General features: G+C 48.3%; 18 protein-coding genes. All 18 read left to right on the top strand.

Going from position 1 to position 12,978, the window contains the following annotated elements:
* The first annotated feature begins 20 nt into the window (after positions 1–20).
* Complete coding sequence (locus tag BLW29_RS03750; protein ID WP_090976313.1) at positions 21–683, top strand: FMN-dependent NADH-azoreductase; 663 nt, start codon at positions 21–23, stop codon at positions 681–683.
* A gap of 265 nt (positions 684–948) precedes the next feature.
* Entirely contained in the window at positions 949–3,354 is a 2,406-nt protein-coding gene (gene helD / locus BLW29_RS03745) for an RNA polymerase recycling motor HelD (protein ID WP_256208294.1), read from the top strand.
* 20 nt (positions 3,355–3,374) lie between these two features.
* Complete coding sequence (locus BLW29_RS03740) at positions 3,375–3,812, top strand: GNAT family N-acetyltransferase (protein WP_090976311.1); 438 nt, start codon at positions 3,375–3,377, stop codon at positions 3,810–3,812.
* A gap of 171 nt (positions 3,813–3,983) precedes the next feature.
* Complete coding sequence (locus tag BLW29_RS03735) at positions 3,984–4,589, top strand: TVP38/TMEM64 family protein (protein ID WP_256208381.1); 606 nt, start codon at positions 3,984–3,986, stop codon at positions 4,587–4,589.
* 3 nt (positions 4,590–4,592) lie between these two features.
* Complete coding sequence (locus BLW29_RS03730; protein ID WP_090976307.1) at positions 4,593–5,090, top strand: tetratricopeptide repeat protein; 498 nt, start codon at positions 4,593–4,595, stop codon at positions 5,088–5,090.
* A gap of 17 nt (positions 5,091–5,107) precedes the next feature.
* On the top strand, positions 5,108–6,235 hold the full coding sequence (locus BLW29_RS03725; protein ID WP_090976305.1) for an NADH:flavin oxidoreductase: 1,128 nt from the start codon (positions 5,108–5,110) through the stop codon (positions 6,233–6,235).
* Between the two features lie 175 nt (positions 6,236–6,410).
* The gene (locus tag BLW29_RS03720) at positions 6,411–6,758 is read left to right on the top strand and encodes a hypothetical protein (protein ID WP_090976303.1); all 348 of its coding nucleotides are present in this window, start codon (positions 6,411–6,413) and stop codon (positions 6,756–6,758) included.
* A gap of 101 nt (positions 6,759–6,859) precedes the next feature.
* Positions 6,860–7,273, top strand: coding sequence for a hypothetical protein (locus BLW29_RS03715; RefSeq protein ID WP_090976301.1), 414 nt, complete (start codon positions 6,860–6,862; stop codon positions 7,271–7,273).
* A complete protein-coding gene (locus BLW29_RS03710; protein ID WP_090976299.1) occupies positions 7,263–7,718 on the top strand; it encodes a hypothetical protein in 456 nt (151 codons plus the stop codon). Before BLW29_RS03715 ends, BLW29_RS03710 begins: the two co-directional genes overlap by 11 nt.
* A gap of 49 nt (positions 7,719–7,767) precedes the next feature.
* Positions 7,768–8,199, top strand: coding sequence for an NUDIX domain-containing protein (locus tag BLW29_RS03705; protein WP_177186480.1), 432 nt, complete (start codon positions 7,768–7,770; stop codon positions 8,197–8,199).
* 148 nt (positions 8,200–8,347) lie between these two features.
* A complete protein-coding gene (locus tag BLW29_RS03700; RefSeq protein ID WP_090976295.1) occupies positions 8,348–9,013 on the top strand; it encodes an HAD family hydrolase in 666 nt (221 codons plus the stop codon).
* A gap of 78 nt (positions 9,014–9,091) precedes the next feature.
* Positions 9,092–9,775 carry an HAD family hydrolase gene (locus BLW29_RS03695; RefSeq protein WP_090976293.1) on the top strand — a complete coding sequence of 228 codons (684 nt, stop codon included), beginning with the start codon at positions 9,092–9,094 and terminating at the stop codon, positions 9,773–9,775.
* A 23-nt stretch (positions 9,776–9,798) separates the two neighbouring features.
* Entirely contained in the window at positions 9,799–10,299 is a 501-nt protein-coding gene (locus BLW29_RS03690) for an NUDIX domain-containing protein (RefSeq protein WP_090976291.1), read from the top strand.
* A 66-nt stretch (positions 10,300–10,365) separates the two neighbouring features.
* Positions 10,366–10,872: a GNAT family N-acetyltransferase gene (locus tag BLW29_RS03685; protein WP_090976289.1), complete on the top strand. Its 507-nt coding sequence runs from the start codon at positions 10,366–10,368 to the stop codon at positions 10,870–10,872.
* Between the two features lie 15 nt (positions 10,873–10,887).
* Positions 10,888–11,376, top strand: a complete 489-nt coding sequence (locus tag BLW29_RS03680; protein ID WP_090976287.1) for an NUDIX domain-containing protein — start codon at positions 10,888–10,890, stop codon at positions 11,374–11,376.
* 33 nt (positions 11,377–11,409) lie between these two features.
* A complete protein-coding gene (locus BLW29_RS03675; protein ID WP_090976285.1) occupies positions 11,410–11,889 on the top strand; it encodes an SRPBCC family protein in 480 nt (159 codons plus the stop codon).
* Between the two features lie 36 nt (positions 11,890–11,925).
* Positions 11,926–12,513, top strand: a complete 588-nt coding sequence (locus tag BLW29_RS03670; protein WP_090976283.1) for a hypothetical protein — start codon at positions 11,926–11,928, stop codon at positions 12,511–12,513.
* Positions 12,514–12,537: 24 nt separating this feature from the next.
* On the top strand, positions 12,538–12,960 hold the full coding sequence (gene fosB / locus BLW29_RS03665; RefSeq protein ID WP_090976281.1) for a metallothiol transferase FosB: 423 nt from the start codon (positions 12,538–12,540) through the stop codon (positions 12,958–12,960).
* Positions 12,961–12,978: the final 18 nt, after the last annotated feature.

The raw sequence follows: 12,978 nt of genomic DNA, 5'->3' as shown, positions 1-12,978 counted from the left end.
GAGGCAGGGATCACTACTTTATGGCAAAGCTTCTGTATATTACGGCTCATCCTCATGATCACCAGGCTTCGTACAGTATGGCTGTCGGTAAAGCATTCATCGATTCCTACAAAGAATCTCACCCGCAGGACGAGGTCGAACATTTGGATCTCTACAACACGCAAATCCCCAATATCGATGCGGATGTGTTCAGCGGTTGGGGCAAGCTTGGGGGCGGGAGCAGCTTTGATAAGCTGAGTTCGGAGGAGCAGCAGAAGGTAGCACGGCTGGGCGAATTGTCGGATCAGTTTGTTGCGGCGGACAAGTATGTGTTTGTTACGCCGATGTGGAACTTTTCCTATCCGCCGATTATGAAGTCCTATATTGATGCGATCTGTGTTGCGGGCAAGACGTTCAAATATACGTCGGAAGGTCCTGTTGGTCTTCTCCCGGACAGATCGGCTATTCATATACAGGCCAGCGGTGGCATTTATACGGAAGGTCCGGCTATGGATTTCGAAAGCGGGCATAGGCATTTGTCCAAGATCATGCAGTTCATCGGCATTACGGATTTCAAAGGCATCTTCGTAGAAGGCATGGCCGCAAAGCCCGATCAGGCTGCCTCCATTAAGGAGAAGGCGATCGCAGAGGCGCAGAAGGAAGCCAAAGTATTCGGCAAGCAAACAACAGGCGCAGGGAAATAACGAACCCGAACTCCTTCCGCTGCAGGTGCAGATGTCAGAGCACTTGTAGTGAAGGGAGTTCTTGTGTATACATAGAAGAAGATACGGCTGTCGCAGGAACCTGATTAATTCTATAATAGTAATAGCAAAAGACATTGTTCTGTTCGGCGTCTCGATGATGTATGATATGCATCGTATCTTTCTCTACAGGCTGAAGATGAAATCGGCAGCGGCTCTGCTGATACTTAGGCGGGTTGATTTTATCTCAAGAGAGGATGGGTTTAGGTTGAGTCAAGATGAGGTATGGAAGTCAGAACAAGATCGCGTAGCCTCGGTCGTCAAACAGATCGGGCAGCGGATTGAAACGCTGGAACAACAAACAGCGGATACAAGAGAAGAAATGGTCGATATTCGCAAAAACTTCTGGGATGAAGTAACCGTCAACTTCGAGGATTCGGTTGAAATGGCGGAATCCTTTGCGAGCTTGAAGCAACAGGCAGAGGTTCTCTCGGAGCGTGAACGGACGCATCGTCAAGCTGCGATGCAGCTTAAGACGCTGAGGAAGCTGAAGTCGTCGCCATATTTTGGACGGATTGATTTTCAAGAGGATGGCGAGAGTGTCGATCAAGTATATCTCGGCATTGCATCGCTTCGTGATGCTGCGGATGAGGATTATCTGATTTATGATTGGCGTGCGCCCATTGCGAGTCTCTATTACGATTATCCCCCGGGTCCGGCTCAGGTGGAGACACCTATGGGAACGGTTCACGGGGAGCTGAAACTGAAACGTCAGTTCGTCATACGGGACGGGGAGATCCGCAGCTTATTCGATACAGGTGTGACAATCGGCGACGAGCTGCTGCAAGAGGTGCTGGGCAAACAGTCGGATGCAGCCATGAAGAGCATCGTCGGCACGATTCAGCGGGAGCAGAATCGGATCATCCGAGATGAGCGCAGCCGTCTGCTGCTCGTTCAAGGTGCGGCGGGAAGCGGTAAGACTTCTGCAGCGCTGCAGCGCGTGGCTTATCTGTTGTACCGGTTCCGTGGAACACTGAGCGCCGATCAAATCGTGCTGTTCTCGCCGAACCCGATGTTCAACAGCTACGTTTCGACGGTATTGCCTGAGCTTGGTGAAGAGAACATGCAGCAAACGACTTTTCAAGAATACTTAGCGATACGAATGGGGAAATCATTCAAGCTGGAAAATCCATACGCACAGCTGGAATATGCTCTTACGGCGGAGCAGGAGGCCGGTTATCAAGCCCGGATGGCGGGTATTCGCTTCAAAGCATCGAGTGACTTTGTCGCGATTATTGAGCGGTATCTAGGTGTTCTGTCGGAAGAAGGGCTGAAGTTCCGCGATGTTGCTTTTCGAGATGAACTGCTTGTTTCGGCGGATCAGATTAGTGACTACTTCTATGCGATCGATGGCTCTATCGCGATTCCGAACCGGCTTCGCCTCGTTGCGGAATGGCTGCTCGGTTTATTGAAGGAGCGTCAGCAAGCTGCTCTGGAAGAGGAGTGGGTGGACGAAGCCGTTGAGCTGCTGGATAAAGAAACGTATAACAAGGCTCACCAAAGCTTGAAGCGCCAAAATCGGAAGAACAGAGAAGATACGTTCGACGATTTCGATCGGGAACGAGAGCTGCTCGGCCACTATGTCGTTCAAGAGCAGTTTAAGCCCATTCGCGCGCGCGTACGGAAGCTTGCTTTTGTCGATTTGAAAGCTGCTTATGTGAAGCTGTTCAGTGATCCGACATTCGCAGCGAAATTGTCTGACTCCATTGGCAAGTCATTGCCCCAGGAATGGACGGATATATGTAAGCAAACGACAATGCGGCTGCAAAATCGGACCATGGCGTATGAGGATGCTACGCCGTTCTTATACGTTATCGAGCGTATTCGTGGATTCCAAACGAATACATCAGTCCGTCATATCCTTGTGGATGAGGCGCAGGATTATACGGCTTTCCAATTTGCGTATTTGAAGAGGTTGTTTCCGTTTAGCCGTGTAACCGCGCTTGGTGATCTGAATCAATCGATTAATGCCCATGCAGCATCGGATGAGAACACTGGTTTTGCCGCGCTTGCAGCCCTGTACCCGCAGGAAGAAACGGAAACGGTGGTGCTCAAGCGAAGCTACCGCTCCACGCGTCCCATCGTGGAATTTACAAGCCAGCTCATTCCCGGGGGCAATGAAATCCAGCCTTTCAATCGGGATGGCAATCGGCCGACTTTAACGGTAGCGGCTGATTATGAGGATTTGCATCGTCGCCTTAAGGCTCGCATCGTTGACCTGGTGGCAGAAGGCAGCCAGACGATTGCCGTTATTTGCAAGACAGCGGTTCAAAGCTCGATCGCTTACGATGCACTTCGCGATGATGGTAAGGTCAGGTTGATTGCAAAAGAAACAACGACCTTCGAGCCAGGCATTGTCGTCATTCCATCCTACCTTGCCAAAGGGGTGGAGTTTGATGCGGTTCTGGTGTATGATGCATCTGCCGCCTCTTCCGGCTATACGAGGGAGAGCGAACGCCGATTGTTCTATACCGTATGTACACGCGCGATGCATGAGCTGCATCTGTTTGCGGTAGGCAGCACACGAAGTCCGTTTCTGGATGAAGAAGCGGCACAATACTACGATGTTCCAGGTACAAGGTCTTCTGACAACACGCCGGTTCATACTTTATAAATGTGAAAGAGGTCTTATTCGTGGATTATATAAGAGCTACTACTCCTGATTTGTTAGAAGAAGCGATTGCCGTACGATTCGAAGTGTTTGTGGATGAACAGAAGGTGCCTGCGGATTTGGAGCGGGATGAATACGATGATTCACCTGAAGCCTGTCATCATTTTGTCGTGAAGGATGATGGCAAAGCCATCGCAGCAGGAAGATGGAAAGAATACGAGCCTGGCGTTGCAAAGCTGCAGCGCATTGCCGTTCTGCTGCCCTACCGTGGGCACGGAATCGGTAAGAAGCTGATTGAAGTGATGGAGCAGGATGCTCGCGCGAGTGGCTATACGTCGTCCATCTTAGGTGCGCAATGTACGGCTGAAGGCTTTTATCAGAAGCTGGGTTATGTGACGGAATCCGAAGAGCCATTCCTTGACGCCAATATTCCGCATGTGAATATGCGCAAAGTATTCTAACGCTTGTAACATTGGAACTGCTAAGAAGACACCTATTGAGAAGCCGGTAGTTGATGCCGCGACTCTATGGGTGTTTTTTTGTGCTTGCAACTAGATTACCATTTCTTGCAACCTGCAAATCGAATATGCGATAATCGCGAATAGAAAGCAGGTGTAGATACGTTGAAGCGCGTGTTGGTTATCGGCGGGTATGCTTTAATTATTGCGATTGTTTGGTATAACAAAACCGAGCTTCTGAGTTGGATGAAAGAAGGGGATGCGCCGCTTCTGTTGATCATGCTGCTTGTTACCGGGCTTGCATGCATACCCATCGTCCCGTTCAGTGTTGTCATCGGAACGATGGGATTTCTGTACGGTCCTTTGCTTGGCGCACTGCTTAGCCTACTCTGTGCATGGCTTGCTGCGCTCTTCATGTATGGGTTGTTCCGTTACGCCCTTCGTGAGCGAGGGCGAGAGCTGCTGCGGCGTTATAAACTGACTGATCGCTGGACGGCGATGGTGGAGCGGCACCCGTTCCGATCCATTCTGCTTGCAAGGTTGATGCCGATTCTGCCGCAAACGGCAGTGAATTTGTATGCAGCCGTTGCAGCGCTCCCATTCTTGCCCTACATGCTTGCCACTTTATTCGGCAAAATACCGGCGATGCTGATATTTGCATTCATCGGTGATCACATTTCGGGGGATTGGCAATCGCTGCTGCTTGTGGCAGGTATATATGTCCTATTTCTGCTCACGGTTTATGGTTCTTTTCGATATTGGCAAGCAAGGGGGGCTTAAGGAATGGATGGGCTGTATCAAGCCATTGCGCTGCGAGAGGCGGGGCAATTAGAAGAGGCGCGTCAGCTGCTGCTTAAATTGGTGAAGAAGGACATAGACAATCCGCAAGTATGGTATCAGTGCGCATGGGCACATGATGTTTTGGAGCTCGAACGAGAAGCGGTACCCTATTACCGGCAGGCACTGGCGCTTGGAATCTCTGGCAAAGACAGACAAGGCGCTTATCTGGGCCTTGGCAGCACATTTCGAGTGTTAGGACAGTACGCGGAGGCTAAAGCAATCTTCGAGCAGGGACTCTCCGAATTTCCGGAGTGTCGAGAGCTTCACGTCTTCTATGCGATGGTGCTGTACAACTTGAAGGATTACAGCGGGGCGATGGCAATCATGATGAGAGAGCTTGCTGAAACGACCAAGGATGCGGGTATTCGCGATTATAAGCGAGCTATTCTGTATTACTCGGGCAAGCTGGATGAAGTGTTGGACTCACCGGACGGTAATTAATAATAAGGAGGACTACCATGACGCAAACGAACTTATCTAACCAACCAACGGATATGGAAGTGTTATTTACGCCATTTAAGCTGGGAAATCTGACTTTACCGAATCGGATCGTAATGGCACCGATGACGAGGGGGTTCTCTCCTGATGGAGTGCCGGGACAGAATGTGGCCGACTATTACCGTCGCAGAGCTGAAGGCGGCGTAGGATTAATCATTACGGAAGGCACGCTAATTAATCATCCCGCTGCGTCAAGCAGTCCCAATTATCCTAGCTTCTTCGGTGAAGCAGCGTTGCAAGGCTGGGCCCAAGTTGTCCAAGATGTGCATGACGCAGGCGGCCTTATATTTCCACAACTATGGCATCAAGGTACAGTACGTCAAATCGGCAATCTTCCTAATGTGAATGCACTACCCGTTGGTCCGTCAGGACTAACTGCTGAAGGTGTTCAAGTAAATGAACCGTTGACGCAAGCGGAGATCACTGATATTGTTGAGGCTTTTGCCCAGGGAGCTGCGGATGCGAAGAGACTTGGGTTTGATGGGATTGAAATTCATGGCGCCCACGGTTATCTAATCGATCAGTTTTTCTGGGAGAAAACAAACCAGCGTACGGATCAATATGGGGGAAGCCTTGTAGCACGCACACGATTCGCGGCTGAAATCATTGCAGCCTGTCGTCTTGCGGTAGGTCCTCATTTCCCTATCTGTCTGCGAATCTCGCAATGGAAGGTTACGGATTATAATTATAAATTGGCTGCCAATGCAGATGAGCTTGCACAGTTCTTAGCGCCATTGGTAGACGCCGGCGTTGATATATTCCATTGCTCTACACGCCGATTCTGGGAACCGGAGTTTGAAGGATCCGAGCTTAATCTGGCTGGATGGGTCAAGAAAATAACCGGAAAACCGACGATTACAGTCGGATCCGTTGGACTTGACGGTGAGTTTCTCGGTTCCTTTGCAGGGAAAAGTTCCGGTAATGAAAGTATCGACAAAGTGCTGGACCATCTGGGAAAGGAAGAATTTGATCTAGTTGCTGTAGGCAGGGCTATTCTGGTTGACCCAGAATGGCCACGCAAAATCAAGGAAGGCAAAAAAGATGAACTGCTGCCTTTTACTTCGAGTGCATTACGTACATTATCTTAATCGATAGGACTTCTAACGCAATCTCTACAAGTAATGTAGGGGTTGCTTTTTTATGGGCAAAATTGTATGTAATTTTATAAAAAAGTAAGATTTTAGAATGAATTAAGTCCGAAGCTGGTGAGTTTCGTTTAGGATAGAGATATAAACTAGATGATCCCACTGGAGGTGGAGCAGCGTGTTGAACAAGATAACGAATCCGTATATTGAAATCGTCGGTTATGCCGCATCCATCTTCACGACTGTGCTTTGGCTGGTGTTAGTTTGGAAGGATCCTTACTTCGAGGGGATGAACAAGATTGACCCTACCCACTCTTTTCTGATGTTAGTTCTGCCTGCTTGTTTATTTGGCATTGGATTATTGCAATCTCGGGTCATCCTCATGCTCGCTGCGTTTCTTTGGAGTGTTCCGTTTAGCCTTTTTATGTTATTCTCTTCCAGTATGTATGTCCTGTTTGGCGTGTGCTGCATCCTCTATTTGATTTGCGCTGTCCTGTCTCGCATGAATAAGATTCGATATTGGTAGGGAAGCGAGAGAGGGCAGGCAGCTGTGAAACATTATTGCAGATCATGACGTTGGTAGGATATAGAAACCATTTACAATTTACCAAGGTCGGAGGTTACAACATGAAGCGAATAACGGTGTTTTTCTTGGTTATTTTCTTGGCTGGGTGTCAGATGCATTTGGGCGGAAGCTCAGGGAAATTACATGCGATTACTTTAGCGGAGGCTTATTCTGGGGATATATCAAAGGTTACAAGAATCGAGCTCTTGAATGGTTCCTCAGGGGAACACGCAACTGTGGAAGATAAGGACACGATATCGCAGTGGATCAATCAGGTAAAGGATCTTAGGCTGAAACCGGATGATAATCAAGAGCCGAGAACAGGTTATGTGTTTGGCATCAGCTTGTTTGAAGGGGATGTGAAAACAATGAGGTTTACTCCCAATGGAATAGGGGAGGTGTACTATGAGTCAAATTCTCAGTTCGAAGCCCTTACCCGCTCGTTATTCGAGAAAGCGTTCGGGCATGCGTTCTAAGCGAGTGTTGCGTATTCTCGTGTCGGTTGTTGTTGTGACACTTCTCGCAGTCACCTTGTTTATTCACTCCCTGTATTTATTCAACCCATTGACGTTTCATCGCGATAATGTGACGTTGTACAATTGGTGGCATTATCCCAAATCCGTGGTAATGGAAATCGCAGATATAGATAAAGGTTGGAAAACCGTAGTCGTTACCGATCCGGATGAGATTCGGCAGATATATATGGAGCTTAAGGGCGCTCCGGAAACTGAGAGTAGGAGTACAAAGCAACTAGGCAAACACTTCGTCATCACCACAAGGCATGCCGGCACTTCAGGAAATGTCGGCTGGATTGATCAGTTTAGCGGGTATACGGAAGGCGGGACCTCAATTAACAATGGGAAGGAAGTTGAAATCGGAAGTACGCTTAAGGAAATGCTGGAGAGACTGATGACGGAGTAGGAGTGAGCGGGACGATATGAAAAACATGAAGTTTGAAAAGAGGGATTCCATGCCAAAAGGTCAGGATGCTTCAGGAATCATTATCATCGATGAGCAGAACAGAGTACTGCTGGTTCGTCAAACATATGGGAAGAAGAAATGGTCCATTCCCGGCGGCATGGTCGAAGATGGCGAATCCGCATGGCATGCGGCCGAGCGGGAGCTGCAAGAAGAAGCCGGTATTAGCGTTCGCGACATGGAGCTGTCCGGGCTCTATTATCAACCGCATAAGAACCGATACATTTACACATTTAAGGCAGATCACTATATTGGAACCATACGCGTAGATAATACGGAAATTGATCAGTATGGATTCTTCAATCTGGAAGCGCTGCCGAGGCCGATTTCCAGCTTCACGATTCAACGACTCGCGGATGCGATCACACATACGAAAGCTGTCTTCAAGGAAGAGAAGATTGATCAGTATGAAATCTTGTATTAATTGCTTAGCGGCGTGTAGCTTTATGAAAGTCCGAAGCGCATGTAGAAGAATGTTATCTAATTTGCTTACTCAGCGACATTCTCAGATGGCCGAAGTGTGAGGGAGTTTGAGGTACTTAAAGGACGCGAATTCGAGCAGGGAGGCACGTATGCAGAAGCCGATTAAAGCTGTCATTTTTGATTTGGATAATACGATACTGGATCGAACCCGGATGTTTAGCGACTTTACGCATTCGTTCCTGGGTCATTATTTCAATCACCTTGAATCGACTAAGCCTGTTTATGACCGAATGATGGAACTGGATCTAGATGGCTACAAGGATAGAAATGTGTTATTTGCAGAGCTAATTGCAGAACTGCCATGGCGAGAGAAGCTCACCCATGCGGATTTGGCAGATTACTATAAACGTGAGTTTATCAAACATGCCATCTTAATGGATCAAGCCACGGATGTCCTCTCACACATACGAAAGAATTACCGATCTGGGTTAATCACCAATGGCAGAAATGCCGTCCAGTATGGAAAGTTAGACCAATTGGGTATTCGGGATGCTTTTGAGTTCATTCTTGTGTCCGAAGAGGCAGGAGTGAAGAAGCCGGATGTGCGGATTTTCCAAATGGCGATCAACAAACTTCAAGTTCCAGCAGAAGAATGCATTTATGTTGGCGACCATCCGATCAATGATATTGAAGGAGCTTCAATGGCTGGGATGCGAACAATATGGATAAGGGGCAAGCATAGCTGGAAGGATGATTTGAAGGCCAAGCCCTTACATACGATTGATCAACTCAGTGAACTGATTGAGCTTCTGTAGGGAGGCAGCTGATTAAACGATCAGGGAGGACAATATCATGTTGACGTTCATTACGGCGCTTAGTTTGGAGGCGATCACTTGACCGTTAAAGCTGTATTCTTCGATTTGTTTGAAACCTTAATTACTGAATTTGAGCAGGGCAAGAGAGTGTCGAATCGGAACTATGATTACAGTACGTTACTGGGCATCTCAAACGCAGACTTTAAGAAAGAGTGGAGTCTTCGCCAGGAGAAGCGCATGAATGGGCATTTTGTTTCTTATGGGGAAGTGCTCAGAGATATTGCGCTCGCAAGAAACCTGGAGATCAATGAGGATTCTATTCAATATCTGTACCAAGCCAGAAAAGAAGAGAAGAAGCTCCCCTTCCATGCAATTCAAAGTGAGATTATTGAGCTGTTGACGGAGCTTCGCAGCCATCCACTCAAGCTCGGTTTGATAAGTAACTGCACGGAAGAAGAAGTGACCTATTGGCCCGATTCCCCGATATCGGCGTTCTTCGATGATGTTGTGTTCTCTTTTGACGCCAAATGCAGCAAGCCGGATGCTAGAATCTATGAGATCGCTTGTGAGCGATTGCATGTAAAGCCTGAAGAATGTGTATTCGTCGGTGACGGTGGCTCCAATGAATTGGAAGGGGCATCACGAGCGGGAATGCGCGTGTATCATGCCTTCTGGTTCAACACTTATGTGCAAAGTGATTATCGTAAACTACGAAGTCCGAAAGATCTCGTGAATGAACTTTGGCAGGCGCGAGGCAGATAGGATGATCGAGAGAGGAAGTCCCCATGGAGCTAAGGCAAATGGCAACGGTGTTCTTGTTTTATGACAATCATGTCTTGATCATGAAGAAAACAAGCAGCAGGCTCTACCAGCATGAGTTTTATTCCGGATTAGGCGGGCATCTGGAGCCAAGTGAGCTTAATGACCCGAAGTCAGCTTGCTTCCGCGAGGTTCAGGAGGAATCGGGAATTCCGGAGCAAAATATTCATGATTTGAAGCTCAGGTATGTGTTGCTGCGTGTGAAGGATGGAGAGATTCGGCAGCAGTTCGTCTATTTTGGACGGACAAGCGATAGGCAATGCGTGCCTTCTGAGGAAGGCGAGCTGCTGTGGGTCGAAGAGGCGGAGCTGTTGAAACTCCGAACCTCCCAAATCATTCATTTCATGCTGCAGCATTACTTCGCTCATCGTCAGTCCGAAGAGGTCATGGTTGGAACAATCGCTCTAAACGATGAACAAAAGCCTATCATGCAGTGGGCTCGAATGCAGGATCCGATTATTTTCTAACTGTGCAAATTACCGTTACCAAACTTGGTAATGGTCTATTTATTTCCGAAGAGGTTGGTGGGTCGAATGAACATTCGTGAAGCCTCAATTGATGACAGTGAAGGAATCGCCAAGGTCCATTTGGATAGCTGGCGGACAACGTATGCCGGTTTGGTGTCCGATTCTTATCTGGCCGGGTTGACATTGGAAGGTCGTACGCGCAACTGGATATGGTCATTTAATAATCCGAATCCTGATCAAATTACACTCGTAGCCGAAGAAGCGAATGGACGTATTATCGGTTTTGTCGATGCTGGGAAGAGCCGCGAGCCGGATTGGGGCTATGAAGCCGAAGTGTACGCCATCTATTTGCTGAAAGAAGCGCAGGGGCAAGGCCACGGCAGACGATTGTTTACTGCTGCACTGGACACGATGAAAGCTAGATCCTACTCCTCGCTCATGCTCTGGGTATTGAAAGACAACCCGTCCCTACATTTCTATACCAGGCTTGGTGGAGAAATACTCGGGAGCAAAGAAATTCAAATCGGCGAACAGCTGCTGTTGGAATCGGCGATTGGCTGGAAAACCATATAGAAGGGTGGCGGCAAGATGTCGTTTCCTATTAGAGTCAGACCTACCGCTCTTATTATTGAAAATAATCATGTACTGCTGATCGAATACAGCGAGCATAAGGGGCGACTTCATTATAACCTCCCGGGCGGAGGAGCCGAGCCGGGGGAATCTGTTACGGAAACGCTTGTTCGTGAATTGCGCGAAGAAGCCGATGTCGAGATCGATATCGGTCCGATCGCGTTCGTATACGAGTTTGCTCCTCATCGACAGTCGGGGGAGTATGATTCGGAGACACCTTGTCTTAATCTTATTTTTGACTGTACGATTCAAGAGGGATCTGTGCCTAGATTGCCGGATATCCCGGACCCGATGCAGGTGGGGATACGCTGGGTCAGCCTTCAGGAGCTCGGATCCGTTACGCTGTATCCCAACATGAGCAAGCAAATTATCGAATACGCAAGCACGAAGAGATCCATTGCATTGGTTGAAGATCATCAACTAGAACGGTATGCTAATAACAGGTAATACCTGACCAACTACAAAGGAGCTGTTCTCAAAATGATCCAAACTACATTGATTGCTGAACCGGGTAAACAAGAGTACTTTATGAGCGTTACGTTCGCCGCGCCGCGCGAGCTTGTTTTCAAGACCTATACCGACCCGAATACGATTGCAGAATGGTGGGGGCCAAGATACTTAACCACGACTGTCGACCAGATGGATGTCCGAAAAGGCGGCGTATGGCGATATGTACAGCATGACAGCAAAGGGAATGAATACGCGTTTAGCGGTGTTTATCATGAGAGCGTTGCGCCCGAGCGGCTTGTGCAGACATTCGAGTTTGAAGGAATGCCGGGACAAGCCGGTCTTATCGTAGTAACTTTCGAGGAGCTCCCTGATGGCCAAACCAAGCTGACGGAGCAATCGATCTTCCCATCGCTTGCCGCCCGTGATGGTGTTCTTCAATCCGGCATGGAAGCAGGGGCGAAGGAATTGTTTGAACGTTTTGCCGAGCTGCTGGCGAAGCTTCAAGCTTAGCTCGCTTGTACATAACGAAGTGAAGGTGGGAATGAGATGTCGCCGTCGGTAAATATGAGAAGTGATACGGCCTATACCTTGAATTTCCTGGTGTACATTCAAAACCTGTATGTAAACCAACGAAGCGGGCAGGGCGAGGAACGTTATAAATTTCCTTATCTATCGGGGAGAGAAATCCCATTCTTAGCTGAATTTGAGAGGGAATTTGCGAAGGTCTGGGCGGATGTCGCTTCACCGCTTCTAGCCGAGGAACCCTTCTATGATTTGAACTTGTTCAAATCGAATCAGGAGCTGGTATACGAGCGGCTGTTCGTCCAGGAGGAAGACTGTTATCGACAATACTTCGACATCTATCAATCCTTCCTTGCTTGGTGGAACAGTTGGGCGGGGAGGTTTGCGCTTGATCAGGGTTTCGACAATCGCAAGCTGTATGATGCATTAATGGCTGCCGTTCAAGCAACCGGCGGCGAATTGCGCAAAACGTTCGAGATTAGCATTTTGTATGATGCTTGCACACTAGGGGACGAAGAGGTGTTCCCGTATTTTGCGATTATGCCGTATGCGGATTGTTTGTTGAAAGAGGAAGTACTCGTCGCTAAATTAAAGGCGTGTTTACAACAGTAGCTCTTATGCTTGGGGGAGATAGCTATGCAGCTAGAGCGGTTGAATCATCTATGTTTCTCTGTAAGCAGTTTAGAGCGATCCATTTCCTTCTATGAGCAGGTGTTTGATGCCAAGCTGCTCGTGGTCGGGCGCTCTCTTGCTTATTTTGACTTATTCGGGTTGTGGATTGCCTTGAACGAGGAGCGGGACATCCCGCGAAACGAAATTCATGAGTCTTACACGCATATGGCCTTTACGATTGCGGAAGCAGACTTCGACGCTTGGCTTGGGAAGCTGGAAGCGCTTTGGGTGAATATATTGCCGGGCCGGTCGAGGGAAATAGAGGATCGTCAATCCATCTATTTCACCGACCCGGACGGACATAAATTCGAGCTTCATACGGGAACGCTGGAGGAGCGATTGGCGCATTACCGAAGCACGAAGCCGCATATGACGTTCTATACATAAGTTCTTTAAGTACGTTAG

This window comes from Paenibacillus sp. CF384 (assembly GCF_900106745.1).
Lineage (GTDB): Bacteria > Bacillota > Bacilli > Paenibacillales > Paenibacillaceae > Paenibacillus_Z.
Note: the sequence above shows the minus strand (reverse complement) of the source record. Positions and strands in the feature narration are given on the sequence as shown.